At 43.1% G+C, this 19,439-nt stretch carries 18 protein-coding genes; 10 read left to right on the forward strand and 8 right to left on the reverse strand.

Features of this window, described 5'->3' with window-relative positions:
- Positions 1 to 205: 205 nt before the first annotated feature.
- Positions 206 to 1,552, reverse strand: a complete 1,347-nt coding sequence (locus VUI23_RS20510) for an MATE family efflux transporter (protein ID WP_342805791.1) — start codon at positions 1,550 to 1,552, stop codon at positions 206 to 208.
- Between VUI23_RS20510 and VUI23_RS20515 the strand changes: the two genes are divergently transcribed.
- The gene (locus tag VUI23_RS20515; protein ID WP_342805793.1) at positions 1,552 to 2,637 is read left to right on the forward strand and encodes a polysaccharide deacetylase family protein; all 1,086 of its coding nucleotides are present in this window, start codon (positions 1,552 to 1,554) and stop codon (positions 2,635 to 2,637) included. The two genes, VUI23_RS20510 and VUI23_RS20515, sit on opposite strands and share 1 nt — an antisense overlap.
- Positions 2,638 to 2,664: 27 nt before the next feature.
- Positions 2,665 to 3,150 carry a GNAT family N-acetyltransferase gene (locus tag VUI23_RS20520; RefSeq protein ID WP_342805795.1) on the forward strand — a complete coding sequence of 162 codons (486 nt, stop codon included), beginning with the start codon at positions 2,665 to 2,667 and terminating at the stop codon, positions 3,148 to 3,150.
- On the opposite strand, the gene VUI23_RS20525 is transcribed toward VUI23_RS20520, so the two are convergent.
- Positions 3,147 to 4,019 (reverse strand): dienelactone hydrolase family protein, encoded by an 873-nt coding sequence (locus VUI23_RS20525; protein ID WP_342805797.1) that lies wholly within the window; start codon positions 4,017 to 4,019, stop codon positions 3,147 to 3,149. The two genes, VUI23_RS20520 and VUI23_RS20525, sit on opposite strands and share 4 nt — an antisense overlap.
- A 254-nt stretch (positions 4,020 to 4,273) precedes the next feature.
- Here VUI23_RS20525 and VUI23_RS20530 point away from each other — a divergent pair, with 254 nt between their 5' ends.
- Entirely contained in the window at positions 4,274 to 4,414 is a 141-nt protein-coding gene (locus VUI23_RS20530; protein ID WP_342805799.1) for a hypothetical protein, read from the forward strand.
- A gap of 304 nt (positions 4,415 to 4,718) precedes the next feature.
- Here the strand turns inward: VUI23_RS20530 and VUI23_RS20535 are convergent, their stop codons facing one another.
- Together VUI23_RS20535 and VUI23_RS20540 are read right to left on the reverse strand one after the other, a co-directional pair.
- On the reverse strand, positions 4,719 to 6,116 hold the full coding sequence (locus tag VUI23_RS20535; RefSeq protein ID WP_342805801.1) for a heavy metal sensor histidine kinase: 1,398 nt from the start codon (positions 6,114 to 6,116) through the stop codon (positions 4,719 to 4,721).
- Positions 6,106 to 6,792, reverse strand: coding sequence for a heavy metal response regulator transcription factor (locus VUI23_RS20540; RefSeq protein WP_342805803.1), 687 nt, complete (start codon positions 6,790 to 6,792; stop codon positions 6,106 to 6,108). Before VUI23_RS20540 ends, VUI23_RS20535 begins: the two co-directional genes overlap by 11 nt.
- 167 nt (positions 6,793 to 6,959) lie before the next feature.
- On the opposite strand from VUI23_RS20540, the gene VUI23_RS20545 reads away from it, so the two are divergent.
- The 7 genes from VUI23_RS20545 to VUI23_RS20575 all read left to right on the forward strand — a co-directional run bounded on the left by VUI23_RS20545 (position 6,960) and on the right by VUI23_RS20575 (position 12,978).
- Entirely contained in the window at positions 6,960 to 8,807 is a 1,848-nt protein-coding gene (locus tag VUI23_RS20545) for a copper resistance system multicopper oxidase (RefSeq protein WP_342805805.1), read from the forward strand.
- Entirely contained in the window at positions 8,804 to 9,667 is an 864-nt protein-coding gene (locus VUI23_RS20550) for a copper resistance protein B (RefSeq protein WP_342805807.1), read from the forward strand. Before VUI23_RS20545 ends, VUI23_RS20550 begins: the two co-directional genes overlap by 4 nt.
- A 22-nt stretch (positions 9,668 to 9,689) precedes the next feature.
- A complete protein-coding gene (locus VUI23_RS20555; protein ID WP_342805809.1) occupies positions 9,690 to 10,100 on the forward strand; it encodes a copper resistance CopC family protein in 411 nt (136 codons plus the stop codon).
- Between the two features lie 11 nt (positions 10,101 to 10,111).
- Positions 10,112 to 11,011 carry a CopD family protein gene (locus VUI23_RS20560; RefSeq protein WP_342805811.1) on the forward strand — a complete coding sequence of 300 codons (900 nt, stop codon included), beginning with the start codon at positions 10,112 to 10,114 and terminating at the stop codon, positions 11,009 to 11,011.
- A 34-nt stretch (positions 11,012 to 11,045) separates the two neighbouring features.
- Positions 11,046 to 11,534, forward strand: a complete 489-nt coding sequence (locus tag VUI23_RS20565) for a nuclear transport factor 2 family protein (RefSeq protein ID WP_342805813.1) — start codon at positions 11,046 to 11,048, stop codon at positions 11,532 to 11,534.
- A gap of 161 nt (positions 11,535 to 11,695) precedes the next feature.
- On the forward strand, positions 11,696 to 12,205 hold the full coding sequence (locus VUI23_RS20570; protein WP_342805815.1) for a DUF305 domain-containing protein: 510 nt from the start codon (positions 11,696 to 11,698) through the stop codon (positions 12,203 to 12,205).
- A 35-nt stretch (positions 12,206 to 12,240) separates the two neighbouring features.
- The gene (locus tag VUI23_RS20575) at positions 12,241 to 12,978 is read left to right on the forward strand and encodes a MauE/DoxX family redox-associated membrane protein (RefSeq protein ID WP_342805817.1); all 738 of its coding nucleotides are present in this window, start codon (positions 12,241 to 12,243) and stop codon (positions 12,976 to 12,978) included.
- A gap of 567 nt (positions 12,979 to 13,545) precedes the next feature.
- Here VUI23_RS20575 and VUI23_RS20580 read toward each other — a convergent pair.
- The 4 genes from VUI23_RS20580 to VUI23_RS20595 all read right to left on the reverse strand — a co-directional run bounded on the left by VUI23_RS20580 (position 13,546) and on the right by VUI23_RS20595 (position 19,437).
- Positions 13,546 to 16,659 carry a CusA/CzcA family heavy metal efflux RND transporter gene (locus VUI23_RS20580; protein WP_342805819.1) on the reverse strand — a complete coding sequence of 1,038 codons (3,114 nt, stop codon included), beginning with the start codon at positions 16,657 to 16,659 and terminating at the stop codon, positions 13,546 to 13,548.
- 53 nt (positions 16,660 to 16,712) lie between these two features.
- A complete protein-coding gene (locus VUI23_RS20585) occupies positions 16,713 to 17,651 on the reverse strand; it encodes an efflux RND transporter periplasmic adaptor subunit (protein WP_342805821.1) in 939 nt (312 codons plus the stop codon).
- The gene (locus VUI23_RS20590) at positions 17,648 to 18,970 is read right to left on the reverse strand and encodes a TolC family protein (protein ID WP_342805822.1); all 1,323 of its coding nucleotides are present in this window, start codon (positions 18,968 to 18,970) and stop codon (positions 17,648 to 17,650) included. The genes VUI23_RS20585 and VUI23_RS20590 overlap by 4 nt, the downstream gene beginning before the upstream one ends.
- A 71-nt stretch (positions 18,971 to 19,041) precedes the next feature.
- Positions 19,042 to 19,437, reverse strand: coding sequence for a hypothetical protein (locus VUI23_RS20595; RefSeq protein ID WP_006993268.1), 396 nt, complete (start codon positions 19,435 to 19,437; stop codon positions 19,042 to 19,044).
- Positions 19,438 to 19,439 lie beyond the last annotated feature (2 nt).

Below are 19,439 nucleotides of genomic sequence, written 5' to 3' on the forward strand. Positions count from 1 at the left end.
TATAAAATGGGCAGTAATCCCCACAAAAGTTGGGCTGATTTTAAAATCGGCCTAACTGTTTTTATTGCTGGGGTTATTTGCATTTTTGGCGGCTTAAAACTGTGGATTTGGTTACAGATACCCGGCGTTTTATTATTGGCGTTGGGTCTGATTTTCGCAGCCAAAGGTTACCTAGGCATATTCGCCAACCGTTTCTCGCAAACCCTTAGTCAGTTTGAGAAGGCGAGCGATAAAGCCAAACGAAATACCCAGAAAGACTAATACCTCTGGCTCCTAGAAAAGCAAGCATGGCTATCCATAACGCCCAATTCCCTAGATCTTGCCACAACCACCACACCGGAAAATACACCAATAGCGCACTAATCAACATGCTATCACGCATGGCATTGGCACGGGTCAACCCGACAAATACCCCATCCATTAAAAAGCACCAATGTGCCACTAATGGCAATAGCCAGATAATAGGCAAAAACGCTCCCGCCGCCTTTTGCAAGGATTCTAAGTCGGTGAGCAGTTGAATAATATTATTACCCCAGATAACAAACACTAAGGTGTAAAGTATTGCAAAAGCACTCGACCAAAAAAGTCCTAAAGTGACATTTGCTTTCAGCAGTTTATCGTTTAACGCACCTTTGGCTTCACCCACTCTAGCTTCAACAGCAAATGCCACGGCATCCAACCCTAAAGCGATGAGCACAAAAAACTGCATTAACAGCGCATTAATCGCAGCCGTTTGAACCCCTAAGCGAATACCTTGAAAGGTCATAAAAACTAAACAGGCTTGCAAAGCTAAGTTTCGAATCAACATTGCACTATTAAGACGGGTCAAAATAGCTAAACTTTTTAATCCTAGCCATTCACGTTTAGGTAAAACACGGTCGGCTCTAAACACAAAGAACAAACCCATGATAGTAATACAATATTCGGCAATCACCGTAGCCGCTGCGACTCCAGCAACGTGCCAATCAAACACAAAAACAAAGAGTAAGTTCAAACCGATATTCAGTAAATTGGCAAATACTTGGCTGTACATCACCAATTTATTTCGTTGTTGGCCAAGTAACCAACCAATCAACGCCAAATTAGCTAATGCCGCTGGTGCACCCCAAATACGCACATTAAAATACTCAACGATGACTTGAGAAACCAATTCATTGGCATCTGAAAAGTGTAAACCGATAGCTAAAATTGGTTGCTGAAGTAGCAACAATAAAACAGCAATGATGCCAGCACTGAACATGCTTTGATAAAACACTTTGAAACTGGCCTGGGTCGACTTTTGTCCTTTCGCTTGCGCACTTAAGCCAGTGGCAGACATGCGTATAAAACCGCAAATCCAATAAATTTGCGTTAGTATAAGTGAAGCAACGGATGCGCCAGCCAAAACATGGGTTCCATTCATATGCCCAAGTACCGCAATATCTACAAATCCCATCAAAGGCGCGGTAATATTGGCCAATAACATCGGGAAAATTAAAGCAATCATTTCTAGATGCGCTGATTTTTGCCAGAATAGAGGCTTTGAAGCAGATGACGTTGGAAGATCAGACAATGATTGGGTCCAGAGCAAGTAAACAAATAAATTTACAGTATTATTTCATTTTTTTAGTACTGGGAGGGGTTTTATTTTCTGCCTTCAGTAAAGCAGTTAACGCAACGCCGTCTCATGGCGTTGTTCTACTATATCACCATGTCAGTACAGACACGCCAGCGAGCACCTCAATTAGCCCTGAGAAATTCTCTGAGCACATGGCTTATCTGCAAAAAAATCACAATGTAATCGCCCTGCAAACATTGATTGAAAGCATTCAAAATGACTTGCCATTGCCCGAAAATGCCGTTGCTATTACGTTTGACGATGGTTATCAAAATATTGCTGACAACGCACATCCGATTCTGCTGAAATATGGTTTTCCCTATACCATTTTTATTAGCCCCGACTTAATCGGTAAGCAAAATCACCAACTTGATTGGCCACAGATAGCTAAAATGAGTAAACAAGGTGTCAGCTTCGCTAACCATACCCGCATCCACAAACACTTGCTGATTGATAACCAACAACCGGACTGGTTGGATAAAACCATAGAAAATATTGAACAGGCCGAGCAGAGTATCAAGCATCATGCAGGCTTCGATTTGAAGTATGTTGCTTACCCATACGGCGAATACAATCAAGCACTTAGTCAAGCGCTTGTCAAAAAGGGGTTTATCGGATTTGGGCAGCAATCAGGGGCTATTTCTAAAAACAGTGATTTTGGCGCATTGCCGCGTTTCCCAGCTGCGGGGATATACGCAAACCTCGAAACACTGAAAGTCAAAATGAACAGCTTAGATATGCCGATAATCAGTAAGAGTCGAGCAGAACCGCAACTCAGTCTTAGCGAACGAACACCTTCACAAACCATTAAAGTCAACTTGGACGACATGCATACAAGCCAACTATCCTGTTATTTTGGCGGGCAACCAATAGATGTAAAGTGGCAAGACAATTCGTTTACTTATGCAATCGAAAAACCGCTGCCAAAGGGACGCTCACGGGTAAACTGCACGGCACCAAGTATCACTTATTCAGGTAAATATTACTGGTTTTCTCAACCTTGGTTTGTTCCTGATGAAAATGGTAACTGGCTCGATTAAACTCGCTATTGATGGGAATGTTTGTAGATGGAAATTAAATTAGAAAAGCCAATTTCTGCTCAGCTGATTGCGCTTTTAAAAGCACATCATCAAGAAATGTTTGAACATTCACCGCCAGAGAGTGTGCACGCTTTGGATGAATCTAAATTCAATGCCGATGATCTGACATTCTGGGGATTATGGCAGCAAGACGAGCTAGCAGGATGTGGCGCATTAAAAGTCTTATCCGCCAAGCACGCAGAGATAAAATCAATGCGCACTTCTAAGGCATTTTTACGCCAAGGGGTCGCGGCCAAAATTCTCACTCATCTGATACGCGAAGCAAAACAACGAGGTTATCATCGCTTGAGTTTAGAGACTGGTAGCATGGAATTTTTTGCACCTGCCAGAGCCTTATACGCGAAAAACGGATTCATAGAATGTTCGCCGTTTGCCGATTACGTTGAAGACCCCCACAGTGTTTGCATGACCCTAGATATTCGCAGAGTAGACAGCGAACCACACAAAAGTTAGGCTAAAAAGTCCTTAAAAAAAGCCAATGTGCGCTGCCAAGCTAGCTCTGCAGCCTCTTGGTCATAACGGCTCGTTGAGTCATTATGGAAGCCATGGTTAACCCCTTGATAGGTATGAGCAACATAATTTGCATTGTTCGACTCTAGTATTTTTTTATACTCTGGCCAACTACTGTTGACCCGTTTATCCAAGCCAGCAAATTGTATCATTATAGGTCCTTTCACCTTGGCTGCGATCTCGTCTTTCGCTGGTGTCCCGTAGAAAGGAACAGCCGCATCAACTAAGTGAGGCAAAGTACCAGCTAACATGTTGCAAATATATCCGCCAAAACAAAAACCAACTACGCCCAATTTACCATTGCTTTTCGCATGGATCTTTAAGAATCTAGCGGCCGCAATAAAATCCTGCTCAACCTTTCCTTTATCCAAGGAACGTTGCATTTTACGCCCTTCGTCATCATTGCCAGGATAACCGCCGAGGGGAAATAGCGCATCGGGCGCAAATGCGATATACCCTGACTTTGCCAAGCGACGAGCAACATCTTTGATATAAGGGTTAAGACCACGGTTTTCGTGCACCACCAATACGGTTCCGGTCTTTTCATTGAGCTCTTTGGGCACAGCCAAATAACCACGGCCTTTTCCATGCCCTTGGGGGGAATCAAATTCTAAATATGAAGCTGTAATATCAGGATCATTAAATGAAACTTGCTCGGCTTTTGCATAATTAGGAGTTAAAGAAGCAGCAATTGTCGATATCGCCAAGCCTGTAACGGCCAAACTTGATATTCGCGTTAAAAAAGTCCGTCTATCTATATCACCGGCGTTCACCGTAACACTAAAATCATTGTGAATAGTGCGAAAACCCATTAAGACAAAGGTTTCTGAGGTTCTCGTCTTTATTTTCAGTAGTTGACATAAAAAGTTGAGAATTTAATCAAAAAATTCTCAACTTTCTTTAATTGAGTGAACTTAAAACATAGAGATAATAAACTGTAGCCTCTAGGCAAACGAAATTTCCCTGCTTCGCCCACCATTCAAACTTACAATTAGATTTTATATAGCTTGATGTGAGCGCTAGAGAAATGAATAAAGAATAGCAACGAAGGCATATTCTCGGTAGAGTGAATGACTGGGCAGGGAGCACCGCGCAAGCTATCGATTGGTACGAAAATATGCACATCAGCGCTTTGGGTTGCACGGCAAAAAAAGCGGTGAATGACGGACATTTTGAAGCTGTAATCGCTTATCTGGACGTGATATAGCTAGGCGGTTACGCCTAACGATTGATTAATTCAAACGCCTCCAATAAGCCATTATTTCTCCCTAAACTTCACGTTCCTCATTTCTTCAAGAATAACTAATATAGACTTAAGGCTATTTGCATTCTAAGGTTGGATACCACAATTTCTGCTAATTTGGAAAAATATCTGTTTTGTGCAAATGTTGGTGGCCGCATTTAGCGAATTGCCACTATTGGATCTGACTTAGCCGAACGGCCGCTTAGCCCAAGGACGTAGCGATTTATTGAAATATTGCCCCTTTTAAGCGATTAATCAGATGTTTCATTCACTCTTTAACTAATCCAAAATACATTTTAAAACAAGTGCTTTTATCATTAGATGTCACCTCGATTTTCCCACTATTTGCTTCAACTAAGGCTTTAACTATGGCAAGGCCTAGCCCCGCGCCATCACTGTGTCTTTGCCTCGATTTATCGGCACGATAAAAACGATCAAATAAATAAGGTAAATGTATAGCCGCTATTGGTTTTCCTGGATTGCAAACTGAAATGCACATTTTGCCAGCAGCGCTAACCTCGCTATTTACTGTAATGGAACCGCCGTTAGGTGTGTAACGAATGGCATTGGATATCAGGTTGGATAACAATTGACGAAAGTGTAATTTATCACAATAAAAACGGTGGTTTTGTCCCTGTTTTATAAAGGTGATTTGCCCTTCTTCAGCTAAGGCATCAAAATATTCAAATTGCGCGTCAATTTCTTTATGGATGTCTAATTCATTGCGTTGGGGTTTAGTCAGGCCATTTTGAGTTTTGGCTAACCACAACATGTCACTGACCATTTTAGTTAGGCGTTCAAGCTCTTCAAGGTTTGAAAACAACAGTTCTTGATACTCTGTTAACTGCCTTTTTTTAGACAGACCTACTTGTGTTTGGGTAATGATGTTAGTTAGAGGTGTGCGTAACTCATGGGCAATGTCACTAGAGAAGTTGGATAAGCGAAGAAACTCGCCTTGCAACCTGTCGAGCATGGCGTTGAATGACTGCACCATATGCACGAGTTCAACAGGTACCTTATCTTGGTCTAATCTGACATCCATTTTGTTGGTCTGAATATCATGGATTTTTTGGCTCAAGCCCCGCAATGGGTTTAACCCTTGATGAATAGCAAACCACACCACTAATAAGATCAGCACTGCACTGCCAAACATAATCGCCCAAAGGCTTTGCTGAAACTCCTGCAAAAATTGGATATGAAAACTCATATCAATGGCGGCGGTGATTTTATAGCTGTGCTGTGACACAACAAAGTCACTCACCAAGGCACGGTATGAATGACCAGCTTGTTGCCATTTCACTATGTTGTCAGTATTAAAACCTACAGAAGTCGGTGCCTCTATACTAAGTTCAGTGAAATCAAGTTTTGAACTTTGATATACAAGTTTGCCTTTTACCGTATTTACCTGATAATAAACCCCATGATGCCCTGCAACCGCTTTTGATAAGGCTTGCTGCAACGCTTCCTCAGAACCATGGGATTGCGCTAATACCGACTTTACCGATTGACTGATAACTTTTAGTTCACCACTATCTTGCTGAATAAAGTGATGTTCGATGGAGCTGTTAATCAACCAAGCTACTAAGGTCAAACAACCAATAACAGTGACAGCGACAAACACCACCACACGCATTGTTAGAGAGAGGGGACGCGCCTTAGCTTTCATCGGTTTCAACCTCTAATTTATATCCCATGCCTCGTACAGTATGGATAAGCTTTAGGCCAAACTCATCGTCAACTTTGCCTCTTAACCGTCTGATCGCCACATCAATAACGTTAGTATCACTGTCAAAATTCATGTCCCATACTTGCGAGGCAATAAGAGAGCGAGGTAATACTTCACCTTCACGACGTAACAATAACTCCAGTAAACTAAATTCTTTATTGCTGAGTAAGATACGCTTTCCTGCACGGGTGACTTTACGCTGCGGGATAGACATTTCTAAGTCAGCCACTTTAAAGGTGTCTTCCACTTTTTGCGCCCCGCCACGACGAATAAGCGTGCGTACTCTGGCTAATACTTCAGAAAAAGCAAAAGGTTTGACTAAGTAATCATCAGCGCCAAGCTCTAGGCCTTTCACTCTATCGTCTACACTGTCGCGGGCAGATAAAAACAGCACAGGCGTGTCATTATTGGCTTCCCGCAGGGATTCTAAAATTCGCCAACCTGACACATCAGGCAACATCACATCTAAAATAATCACTTCAAAGGACTCAGTCATACCAAAGTGATGACCATCAAGGCCGTTACGCGCTAAAGACACTTGAAAACCCGCTTCGCTTAAGCCTTGTTTTAAATAGTCACCGGTTTTTGTTTCATCTTCAACAATCAGTAAACGCATACCCTTCCTTTATCAAAATACTCATTTAGCGTTGGAGTTATTAGTATGCAAGATTAATCAGCACACTAAGATGACAGCCAGATTACAACTTTGTCATCTTTGAGTCATGTGCATGACAGGTGTTAATTCTATACTGGTCGCATATTTTGCTGTGAAGGAGTTAATAAATGAGCTTTAAACCATCGTTTCCGCAGGTTTCACAACCACGTAGACGTTTTGTACAAGGCTTAGTTGCTGGTGGAGTGTTGGCTGCATTTCCCAGTTTGCTACAAGCAAGTTCACCTTTTGCTTCCGCCACATTAACAGGCACTGCGCCTGTGTTAAGCGGTAAAGTGATTGAATTGGTTATTGATGAATCACCAGTAAACTTTACTGGTGTAGTACGAATGGCCACCACTATTAATGGCTCGATACCTGCACCGACCTTACGACTTGTAGAAGGTGATGAGGTGACCATTAAAGTCACTAACAACTTAAAAGTACCTAGCTCTATTCACTGGCACGGCATAATTTTACCTTTCCAAATGGACGGTGTACCAGGTATTAGCTTTAAGGGGATCATGCCAGGCGAAACCTTTGTTTATCAATTTACCTTGCAGCAAAGTGGCACCTATTGGTATCACTCTCATAGTGGCTTCCAAGAAATGACCGGCATGTATGGGGCATTGATTATCGAGCCTCGAGAACAAGACGTCATCGCTTCGGATAATGAATATGTCATTCAATTATCAGACTGGACAGACGATGATCCCATGGCGCTATTTCGTAAGTTAAAAATACAAAGTGATGTATTTAACTTTAATCAACCTACAGTGCCTGAATTTTTTGATGATGTGTCTAGCAGCAATGTTTCCAATGCGTTACAACGCCGTCAGATGTGGAACAAAATGCGCATGAATCCAACCGATCTTGCCGACCTATCTGCCTCTGCGATGACCTTTTTAATGAATGGCAGCACCCCCATGGATAACTGGCGCGGATTATTTAAGGCGGGCGAAAAACTTAGATTACGATTTATTAATGGCTCAAGTAACAGCTTTTTTGATGTGCGTATTCCCGAACTAAAACTCACAGTAGTGCAAGCAGATGGGCAAAACGTCGAGCCTGTGACTGTTGACGAGTTTCGTTTTGGTCCAGGTGAAACCTACGACGTATTAGTTGAGCCCAAGAATGACGCTTATACCATTTTTGCTCAAAGCATGGATCGTTCAGGTTATGCCAAAGGTACCTTATCAACAAGGCCAGATATTGACGCCCCAGTGCCAGCCCTTGATGCAGTTGAGTGGTTAACCATGAAAGACATGATGGGCAATATGACCCATGGTGGCGATCATGCCTCTATGCCGGGCATGCAACAGCAGGGTATGGATCACAGTAAAATGGGTCACGGTGCCATGGAGATGAACCACAGCAGCATGAAAATGGATCATGGTGGTATGGCTATGGATCACAGTCAACATGGCATGGCAGTTAATCCTTTAGCCGTTGCCAGCAGTGAAGTGCGCCATGCTAAAACAGAATATGGCGCCTCTGTTGATATGCGTGTTGATATGCCGCGCACAAACTTGGACGATCCGGGCATTGGTTTGCGTAACAATGGCCGCCGTGTATTAACCCTAGCCGACTTACACTCTTTAGATGGCATCACTAAGCAACAAGCGCCTGAAGCAGAAATTGAATTACATTTGACCGGCAACATGGAGCGTTACAGTTGGTCTTTTGATGGTTTAGAGTTTGGTAAAAGTACACCTGTGTTTATGAAACACAATCAGCGATTACGGGTTATTTTACAAAACGATACTATGATGACCCACCCTATGCATTTGCATGGCATGTGGAGTGATTTAGAAAACGATAAGGGTGAGGTGCAAGTTCGCCGTCATACCATTCCCGTTCAACCAGCACAGCGGATCAGTTTTTTAACCACGCCACATGATGTGGGACGATGGGCTTGGCATTGTCATTTATTATTTCATATGGATGCCGGAATGTTTAGAGAGGTGGTGGTAGCATGAAAAAACTAACCATAACTACTTCATTAAAGTTGGCAATGTTATTAAGTTTATCTTTTAGTGCCGTGCCTACCTTTGCTCAAAGGGACATGGCGAAAATGGATGAACAAGAAATGCAGCCACAAGGTGGTGATGCTCCAAAAAATGCAAGGGATCCCCATGCCTATTCGGAGGGTACAACGTTAACCGAGGGGCCTTATGCATTACCTGGCGTAGAGCGACTGACCTTAGCAGATGAGCATAGATTTTATGCTGTGTTGGGCGATCGCCTTGAATACAATGAATCGACTAAAGCAGGTGTATTTGATTTACAAGCTTGGTATGGCACAACTTTTGACCGTTTAGTGATTAAAACTGAAGGTGATATTAATGATGGCAAGCTTGAAGAAAACCAAACTGATATTTTATGGAGCCACGCTTTAACGGCATACTGGAATACCCAAGTAGGTGTGCGTGCTGATTACTTTGAAACCGGCCAAAACCGTCAATGGTTAGCCTTTGGTTTACAAGGCCTGGCTCCTTATTGGTTTGAACTGGATATGACTGCTTACTTAGGCGAACAAGGCAATACTGCTTTTGCACTTGAAGCCGAATACGAATTATTACTGACACAAAAGTTGATCATTCAACCTCGCGCTGAAATCACCTTTTTTGGTAAAGACGATCAAGCCAACGCTTTAGGTAGTGGACTTTCAAGCAGTGCCCTAGGTTTACGTATGCGTTACGAATTCACCCGTCAATTTGCGCCATATATAGGCGTTGAGTGGACTAACTTGTATGGCAATACTGCTGACTTCGCACAACTAGATGGCCAAAGTGACAGTAATACTGAGTTTGTGGCTGGCATCAAATTTTGGTTTTAACATTCATAAAAAAGAGGTAACAATGAAAAAATTTAATATTGCAGCAACTATATTTGGCTTATTCCTGAGTTTATCAGTATCGGCACATACGTCACTCAAACAATCTACGCCTGCACAAGACGCTATGTTAATGCAAAGTCCCGAGCAACTTACATTAACTTTTAGTGGTGACGTAAGACTAGCTAAAGTGACATTAAAAGACTCAGCAAATCAAGCGGTAGACTTTGATTTTAAACCTAGTGCCGCTGCGAATAGCCATTTCAGTTGGGATTTACCTAGCCTTCCAGCAGGAAAATATAAGGTCGATTGGGTAATCTTAGGTGGTGATGGTCATAAGATGTCTGGCGCTTTTAACTTTATGTTACACGGCAGCGACGCACACTCAAAGATGATGCCCGAACCGGCTAAATCTCAGAAAAACCACAACCACTAAGTTTGTTTTAGATGCAAATAAGTGAATGGTCGATACTGTTATTGTTACTAAAGTTGGCAAACTATATGGCGATTGCAGCCTTGGCTGGCACTTTGTTAATGCGTTTTATTTTAGTCAGAAATAGGCTAGTTAATAAACATAACAGCCAATACATTAACAGTATCAATACTTGGCAAATCACTTGGGTTGCATTGGGACTTGTAGCGGCAATGTTACAAGTGCCTATTGAAGCAGGCGCCATGTCTGAGTCTGGTTTTGCAGGCATGTGGGACGCCTTTATGCTGGATTTTATGTGGCAATCTGTCATAGGCGATCAGGCTGCACTGCGTATTCCAGCCTTTATTATTGCCCTAATTGCGCTGATTACTTGGCAAAAATTAACTGGATTGATGACAAGGGTGAACCTAGGCATAACCATTATTGCGCTTTTGAGCATTATCTATAGCTTTACCTTTACCGGTCACAGTGCAGAAAAAAACTTGCTGATAAAAAGTATGTTTTTTTGGCACCTTATTGCGATTGCTAGTTGGGGTGGTGCTTTATGGCCTTTATATAAAAGTTGTAAGTTGTTCCCCATATCCACAGTCAAACCTGTAATGCATCAATTTGGTCAGCTGGCCATCATTGTTGTATTGCTCATGCTTGCCTCTGGTATATTTTTGTTGTTTCAGCATTTAGCTTCGTTTTCTGAACTATTTACGACTAATTATGGGCAGTTAATTATGCTGAAATTGCTATTAGTCAGCGCAGTGTTATTAATGGGCGCTTGGCACAAATTTAGTTTAGTTCCAAACCTAACCCAAGAAAACATTGCTACATTAAAGCGCTCTATTTCAGTTGAAATGCTTGTCGCAATTTTAGTAATTTTAACCACTAGTGTACTAACAACCCTTGTCGGCCCACCCGTTTAACACTTTATTTAATAACTAAAAAGAGAGAAAAAACATGTCGATAAAACACCTAAGCATTACCACCATTGTTGTACTAATTTTGAGTAGTGTCAGTTCTTTTGCTGCCTATGCCCATGGCGAAGCAAAACAAGAAAAGAAAAACGAGCTTTTTGTTGGTACACAAAGCGAAGCGGCAAAAGCGGTTAGCGCATTTCATCAAGCATTGAGATCAGGCGATAAAAAAACTGCTCGCAAAATGTTAGCCGATGACGTGATTATTTTTGAAGGTGGCGGTATTGAACGCTCTGCCGAAGAATACGCTAACCACCATATGTTATCTGATATGAAATACCTTGCAGCAATTGAAAGCAAAAAACTGGAGCATCAAGTATTTATTAGTGGTGACATGGCCTATTCAATTTCTAGAAGTAAAACGTCCGGAACCTATAAAGATAAAAAAGTTGATTACACAGGTATGGAAACTATGACTTTAAAAAGCACTGACTCTGGTTGGAAAATCACCCATATCCATTGGTCTAAATAGCCACAAATAAGAGGCATTTAAGTATCCGTGGCATAAAACTTGATATTTAGATATATAGGCTAATTTTGAATGCGATTTTGCGCTTTAACGCATAAATACCGGTAAAAGCTACATTTTGGTATGAAAAACTCACTCAGGTTTTAGACATTAAAGGAGGAATCATGTCTCAATATTTAAAATTTATTTTGATGATAGCCACATCCACACTTGTGATGTTTGGCCTAATGTATTTAAACAGTTACCAGTTTAGCCATTTGTTCTTTAGTGAAACTCGAACCTATATGGCAATTTACATGGGCGCAGCCATGGCCTTAGTTATGCTGTTGTTTATGCTTAGCATGTATAAAGACAAAAAGAAAAACGCCACTATCTTCATTGGCAGTATTATTACCTTTACAGCGGCGTTATTTTTAGTGCGTTCGCAAGTAACAGTGGACGACCAATCTTGGATGTCAGCTATGATCCCTCATCATTCTATCGCCATACTCACTAGTGAAAGAGCCAATATTAAAGATAAACGAGTGCAACAGCTCGCTACTAATATCATCGAAGCACAACGCAGAGAAATTAAAGAAATGAAGTGGCTTCTTGAAGACATTGAAAAAAATGGCGTGGCCTCTTCGGAAGTTGAAGCCTTTAAAAGAGCGATCCCAGAATTTAGCGGACAATAATCGTTAGTTAACTAGATTTATATAAAGACTTCAAAATGAAAAAAACTGCAAAGCTATATCGTATGCATACCAATGACCATATTTGCCCCTATGGATTACGCTCTAAAGACCTTCTTGAAAGAAAAGGCTTTGAGGTAGAAGATCTTAAATTGACGTCACGAGACAAAACTGATGAATTTAAGAAAAAACACAACGTTAAAACCACACCGCAGACGTTCATCGACGAAAAGAAGGTCGGCGGTTATGACGACCTAAGAGATTATTTTGACATGGGGCCTGCTGGTCAAACAGGCACTACTTACACGCCAGTGTTAGCCATTTTCGCCGTCGCCTTTTTAATGGGCTTAGCAACAAGTTTTGCATACACAGCAAGCTTTAGCACGATTAAGGTGATCGAATTGTTTGTGGCCTATAGCATGACCATATTGGCTATTCAAAAGTTGCGCGATTTATACGCCTTTTCAAACTCATTTATTACCTACGATCTGCTAGCCATGCGTCATATTAGATACGCTTATATTTATCCTTTTGCAGAGGCCTTTGCCGGTATTGGAATGCTAGCGTCGATTTCTGGATTGATAATTGGCCCTGTTTCATTATTCATAGGTACTATTGGTGCAGTGTCTGTATTTAAAGCTGTCTATATCGACAAGCGGGAACTCAAATGTGCCTGTGTTGGCGGCGACAGTAATGTACCACTAGGGTTTGTTTCGCTTACCGAGAACTTATTCATGATTGGCGCAGGTGTTTGGATGTTGTATTTAGCATTTTAAGTATTGTGATTTATGCCCTAGGGCGTCGAAAAAAATATTAGATGCTCTATTTTTCTCTTGATACTACGAGCTGTCAGATATTGTTCATCGACCACGTGTTCAACGCTCACATTCGCCCCTTTAGATACAGACTCGAAGTTTACACAGAATAAAGAGACGCCTAATTGATGTCTTTTAGTTCATTTACCATTGACTATTATCTTTCTGTACTTTGCTTTTTTCTGTTCAATTATCGTTCCATCCTCAGATAGAGTTGAAACGAGAATTTACCCGTCTGGTAAGCCCAAAAAAGTATCGGCTGTGGTCTAAAAGTTAGAAATAAGCCAATCAGTTTTAGTCTCGGAAGTAGAAGTACTGATGATCCGTCATTTTAATTTCGGCACATTGTTCGCTTCTATCAGTCCTGTTGACGAAGCGCATCCTGTTATAAAAAGGGTCAGTAGAGCCAAAGTGGCTAGCCGTAATATAGTGTATTTGGTAAACATAAAGTCCATACCTCATGTTGAATTGCGTTGTGTTTTTTAAAGATAAAGAGCACCGTATCTTCTGCGATACGGTGCCTAACCATCATACTTTGATTAGTTTCGAATGCATGATCCGATATAAAACCGGTAATATGATTAACGTTAAAATAGTGGACGAGATGATCCCGCCAATCACCACCGTTGCAAGCGGTCTTTGCACTTCAGCCCCAGTTCCGACATTAAGTGCCATGGGAATAAAGCCTAAACTTGCTACCAGTGCTGTCATCAAAACCGGACGCAATCTTGTGATAGCTCCGTCAACGATTGAGTTAATCAAGTCACCTGTTTCTAGTACTCGCTGTTTAATAAATGACAACATCACTAAGCCGTTTAGTACCGCAATACCAGAGAGCGCAATAAACCCGACTCCGGCAGATATAGACAGTGGCATGTCACGCATCCAGAGTGCGAAAACACCCCCTGTTAAGGCTAAAGGCACACCAGTGAAGATGATCAAGGCATCACGAAATGAGCCAAACACCACCACTAGTAACACAAGTATCAGGAAAAGCGTGGCCGGCACCACGATAGACAGTCGCTGACTGGCACTTTCAAGCTGCTCAAACGTGCCGCCATAATCCAGCCAGTAGCCTGCTGGCAGTGAAACCTGTTCGGTTATTTTGATTTTTGCTTCGTCAACAAAACTCCCTAAGTCGCGTTCTCTGACATTGGCGGTAACCACGACTCTGCGCTTACCGTTTTCTCGACTGATTTGATTGGGAACAGACGAGTAACCCATCGTAGCGACTTCTGATAACGGCACAAATTCCCCTTCGGATGTAATAATAGGAGTGCTGCCAATGGCATCTAAGTCTGTGCGGATACCTTCATCAAATCGCACAAGCAACTCGAATCGTCTATCTCCCTCAAAAATTAAGCCAGCGGTATTACCTCCGATAGCTGAAGCCAACCACTCCTGCAAATCGGCGACGTCCAATCCATAACGTGCCAACTCGACTGGCTTAGGGTTGATAGTGAAGATAGGGATATCATCGACCTGCTCAAGTCGTGCATCCGCCACGCCGTCTATTGATTGCAAAACCGTTAAGATGTCGTTTGCAGAGGCAACAAGCGTGGTTAAATCATCTCCGAAGACTTTTATACCCAGATCAGCCCTTACCCCACTAATCAACTCGTTAAAGCGCATTTGGATAGGTTGGGTAAACTCATAGTTATTACCTGTCACCGCTTGTAAGTCTCGCTCAAGAGTTTCCACGAAATCCGCTTTTGATAGGTCAGGATCAGGCCATTGCGCTCGTGGTTTTAGCATAACAAAGGTATCGGTTACGTTGGGCGGCATCGCATCGGTAGCTACTTCTGCTGTACCGGTTTTCGCAAACACTGTAAGTACCTGTTCGTATTCCATCAAGGTAGATTCAAGTGTTTTTTGCATTGCGACGGCTTGTTCAATACCTGTGCCCGGTATTCGCATGGCGTGCAGTGCGATGTCTCCTTCGTCAAGCTGGGGAACAAACTCAGAGCCTAGTCGCGTTGCCAACCATAAGCTGCCTACTACTAGCACGACTGAGCCGACAAGCACTATCCAGCGTAATTTCAGTGCAAGGTGAATGATGGGGCGATAGGCGGATTTGGCTGCAACAATAATGAAGCTTTCTTTTTCACTGACTTTACCGCCCATAAACATCGCGACTGCCGCTGGTACAATGGTAATGGAGAACAGCATCGCTGCTATCAGCGCCATGATGACCGTTGCCGCCATTGGCTGAAACATCTTGCCCTCAACGCCTGTCAATGAGAACAGCGGGATATACACCACAGTAATAATCAATACACCGAACAAGCTAGGACGAATGACTTCGTTGGTTGCTTGAAAAACCAGTTCTAGCCGCTCTTTAAGTGGTAAGACTCCGCCTGTGCGTTTTTGAGACTCGGATAACCGCCTGATACAGTTCTCTACGATGATCACCGCCCCATCGACAATTAATCCAAAATCCAATGCCCCAAGGCTCATCAGATTGGCAGAGACACCGGTATTAACCATGCCTGTGATGGTTGCCAACATCGCTAGCGGAATAACTGCCGCAGTGATGAGCGCGGCGCGAATATTGCCAAGCAATATGAACAAGATCACTATGACTAATAATGCACCTTCCACTAAATTCTTTTGAACCGTGTCGATAGCTTTATCGACCAGTAGGGTGCGGTCGTAGACTGGCTCAATGACAATACCATCAGGTAAGCTGGATTGAATGTCCTTCACCTTTTTGGCAACGGATTGAGCAACGGCTCGTGAGTTTTCGCCAACTAGCATCATTGCTGTACCTAAAACGGTCTCTTCACCCTCCTGCGTTGCCGCACCCGTTCTCAGCTCCTTACCAATAGCTACACTGCCAATGTCTTTCACCGCAATGGGGACGGTATTAATGCGTTTTATTACCACATTTTCGATATCGCTAAGTGTCTGTAGTTGACCTTGTGAGCGCACCAGTATTTGTTGCCCATTTCGCTCAACAAACCCCGCACCTTGATTCGTGTTGTTTCGCTCCAGCGCACGATGGATATCACTTAGACCAATATCAAAATTCAGCATTTTCTGTGGTTCAGGATTCACATGATATTGTTTTACGTACCCACCGATGGCGTTGACTTCAGTGATCCCCTTAACCAGTGCGAGCTGCGGTTTTACGATCCAGTCGTGTATCTCGCGAAGCGCCATTGCATCGTACGGCTCACCGTTTTTTTGCATGGCATTTTGCTTGGCTCGCAAGGTATACATATAGATTTCGCCCAACCCAGTAGCGATAGGTCCCATTTCAGGCGCTAACCCTTCAGGTAGCTGACTTTTGATTGCACCTAATCGGGTATTGATGAGATTACGCGCAAAATACAGATCAGTGCCTTCATCAAATACCGCTGTTACCTGAGATAGTCCGTAGCGAGATAAAGAGCGGGTGTAGGACAGATCAGGCAATCCCGCCAGTGCTGTTTCTACTACGAATGTGATCCGCTGCTCGGTTTCCAAAGGCGAATAGCCCGATGCTTGTGTATTGATTTGCACTTGCACGTTGGTGATATCGGGTACTGCATCAATAGGTAATTTTTGATAACTGAATATCCCCATGCCCAGCACAAGGAAGATCAACATCAGCATTAAACCTCGTCGCTCTATGGACAAACGTAATATGGATTCAATCATGTGTTCGTCCCCCAATAACAGAGACGCCTGACCAAGTAGATAGCATTGAGTTATTAATGATCATGACCGGCCTCCGACTTTTCTAAATCGGCTTTAAACAGGTAGCTGTTCTGGCTGACAATCACATCTGCAATGTGCAGACCTGATAACACTTCAATATTGTGGTTATCTTGCTGACCTAAGACTACGGGCACGGGACGGTATTCGTCACCTTCTTTGACAAATACGACAGAAGCCCCCTCAAACTCTTGAATCGACGCTTTAGGCACCATCATGGCGACATCAAGTTTGTTGATTGTGACAAGCCCTTTGATAGCTGCACCAACCGGCCATTGACCTGAGGTATTAGCTATTTTGGCATACGCCAAGACATAAGGCTTTTCATCGGGTGAGGGTAAGATATGTTGGATAGTGGTTTCTAACGATGCCCCTGCCACACTAAGTTGAGCACGTTGATTTTCAGCAATTTCAGGGAGCTGCTGTGGAAAAATTTTAAGCTGTGCCCACACGTCATCATAGTTTGCGATTGAAAATAACACTTGGCCATTAGATAACTCACCTTCATTGGCATGTCTGGCAATCACGGTGCCTGAAAACGGCGCGGCGACGGGATAGCTTTTCAGGCTTTCGTTGGATTCAACTACCGCCAGTGTCTCGCCTTTTTTTACCTTGTTACCTAAATTTGCATTGACCTTAGTCACCATACCGTCGAATCGTGCACGCACATGACTCAGTGAAGCAGGGTCGGTCACGATATTTCCGTAGACAGTGGTGGTGATATTGAGACTACCCGTTTGCACACTTTGCGTCATTATGCCCATTTTTTGCGCCATGCTATCCGACATGAATACGCGTTCATCCTTATGGGCTTCCTCTTTACCATGTTCGCCTTCTGATGCTTGTATTGTGGTGCTTGAAAAAAATCCCAACGCACTGCAAACAATGAAAACTAACAGAGTGTTTTGCTTCTTAATTAATATATTTTTGTTCATTTTGTTTTTCTCGAAAAAGAGCTGTTGATCGTATCCACAAGAGGCTGTGCAGTCAGTGATTCGATATCTGCACCACGCTGATGAGCTTGCTTCGCTGATTGAATTAAGGCTTGTTTGGCATTGAGTAGTTCTTGACGTGTACTCACCCATTCAAGGTAGCTGAATCGACCGTTTATATAGGCTTGTTCTACTAATTCCAGCGCTTGGACTAAGGGTGGGATAATAGAGTTTTGCAGTGTCTGTACATTGAGCAGCGCATTGTTTCTGACAATCAAGGCCATATTTAGCTGATGGTATAGGCTTTGCGTCGCTGACTCTTTTTGTTGTTCCAGCTGTGCCTGAATTGCCCGCTGCTTTTCGTACTCGCCAAGATTTCGGTCACCGGCAAACAGAGGCATACTCACGCCTGCTACAAAGGCTGTTTCATCTATGCCATTCATGCGCCTGATACCAGCCGTCCAGCTTAAATCCGATTGATTAGCTGCTTGAGTAAGACGGACTTGAGATGCCTGCAATCTCGAACCTTGCGTATAGACCTCAAGATTGGGGCTGTCCAATAAGGTGGTAAAAAGCGCGGTTAACGAAGGAGACGATTGCAGCGCAAATAAGTCACCCTCCACATCAGTAAAAGAGGGATCTTTTTCCCCCCACATAATAGCCAGACTATTTATCATGCCTTGCTTAGTTTGCTGTGCCGTCACCACATCCAGTCTAGCTCTTGCTAAAGCCGCTTCAGCGCGTTTCTGTTCAAATGCAGGGGAAGCACCTGCATCCACGCGTCTTGCGACAGCCTGATAGGTATATCGAGCAAGTGTTTCTGCATCTTTTTGCGCGTCAATTAACGCTTGTTGCGCCAATACATCGATGTAGCGACGTGTCACTTCAGCCAGTACATCCAAGGTATGCACTTGTTTTTGTGCTTCGACTAAGGTGGATTGCGCCTTAGCAAACGCCTTACGTGAGTTGAGTTTATTGCCCAATTCAATGACCGACGACAATGTGAGAGTCAGCTCGGTGTCCTTAATGCCAGAGACCTCGTCTGTTCCTAAGAAGTTTTCCACTTCAATGCCTGCGTTGAGGGCAGGTTTGAGAGAAGCAGTTTTAATTTCTCCCTCAATCGCTTGTTGCCTATATGTGAACTCAAGCAACTCGGGCGAATTCGCTAATGTTCGCTGTATGGCGCTTTGCAAGGTCATTTCGCGATTGGTGATACTGTTTGTTTGTGCTACTACCACGGTGTGTGTTGTCAAAAGGACAAGCATCGTGGAAATCACCCAAGCGTGCGCACGCACAGGGCGACTCAATGAAAAATGCATCATTGTTTTATTCCTAAATTATCAAAAATATATATCGCCAAGCAGTTGGCGAACGGTGTTTGATTAGTTCAGGGTTATGCTTTAGGTGGGCGTAGTAATTGCGTGACCGGTGCATCTATAACTTTTGATAAGTAATAGAAACCGTGATGGGTGGCAACAGAAGCAAGTTCAATTGCGGTGTTATTTCCAAGCCATTGGGCATGGGTTCCATGACAGTGACCACAATGGTGGCAATCAGCAGGATTGTGAGAAACATCTATGGGGGCGTTATCAGTATCGGGATGTTCGATAGATTTTAGTTGCACCTGCGGCTTTTCAGAAGCGATATTATCGCCTAACTGATGCTCGTGTATTTCGTTGAGATGTTGCGAGTCGATAGCATGAAAATCCAAGGACTTGGCGACAGCAGAAAACGACTGAAACAAAATCAGCGAAATCAACAGGTAGCTTGTCACCCTTACACTAAACATAT

This window comes from Alteromonas sp. M12, assembly GCF_037478005.1.
GTDB classification, from domain to species: domain Bacteria; phylum Pseudomonadota; class Gammaproteobacteria; order Enterobacterales; family Alteromonadaceae; genus Aliiglaciecola; species Aliiglaciecola lipolytica_A.

Bases quoted from the DNA above. Each gene is read 5' to 3' on its own strand.
- VUI23_RS20550 (WP_342805807.1), top strand. From the start codon at position 8,804: ATGAAAAAACTAACCATAACTACTTCATTAAAGTTGGCAATGTTATTA.
- VUI23_RS20525 (WP_342805797.1), bottom strand. From the start codon at position 4,019: ATGGGTTTTCGCACTATTCACAATGATTTTAGTGTTACGGTGAACGCC.
- VUI23_RS20520 (WP_342805795.1), top strand. From the start codon at position 2,665: ATGGAAATTAAATTAGAAAAGCCAATTTCTGCTCAGCTGATTGCGCTT.
- VUI23_RS20535 (WP_342805801.1), bottom strand. From the start codon at position 6,116: ATGAAAGCTAAGGCGCGTCCCCTCTCTCTAACAATGCGTGTGGTGGTG.
- VUI23_RS20560 (WP_342805811.1), top strand. From the start codon at position 10,112: ATGCAAATAAGTGAATGGTCGATACTGTTATTGTTACTAAAGTTGGCA.
- VUI23_RS20545 (WP_342805805.1), top strand. From the start codon at position 6,960: ATGAGCTTTAAACCATCGTTTCCGCAGGTTTCACAACCACGTAGACGT.
- VUI23_RS20595 (WP_006993268.1), bottom strand. From the start codon at position 19,437: ATGTTTAGTGTAAGGGTGACAAGCTACCTGTTGATTTCGCTGATTTTG.
- VUI23_RS20580 (WP_342805819.1), bottom strand. From the start codon at position 16,659: ATGATTGAATCCATATTACGTTTGTCCATAGAGCGACGAGGTTTAATG.
- VUI23_RS20515 (WP_342805793.1), top strand. From the start codon at position 1,552: ATGATTGGGTCCAGAGCAAGTAAACAAATAAATTTACAGTATTATTTC.
- VUI23_RS20590 (WP_342805822.1), bottom strand. From the start codon at position 18,970: ATGATGCATTTTTCATTGAGTCGCCCTGTGCGTGCGCACGCTTGGGTG.
- VUI23_RS20570 (WP_342805815.1), top strand. From the start codon at position 11,696: ATGTCTCAATATTTAAAATTTATTTTGATGATAGCCACATCCACACTT.
- VUI23_RS20540 (WP_342805803.1), bottom strand. From the start codon at position 6,792: ATGCGTTTACTGATTGTTGAAGATGAAACAAAAACCGGTGACTATTTA.
- VUI23_RS20565 (WP_342805813.1), top strand. From the start codon at position 11,046: ATGTCGATAAAACACCTAAGCATTACCACCATTGTTGTACTAATTTTG.
- VUI23_RS20575 (WP_342805817.1), top strand. From the start codon at position 12,241: ATGAAAAAAACTGCAAAGCTATATCGTATGCATACCAATGACCATATT.
- VUI23_RS20555 (WP_342805809.1), top strand. From the start codon at position 9,690: ATGAAAAAATTTAATATTGCAGCAACTATATTTGGCTTATTCCTGAGT.
- VUI23_RS20585 (WP_342805821.1), bottom strand. From the start codon at position 17,651: ATGAACAAAAATATATTAATTAAGAAGCAAAACACTCTGTTAGTTTTC.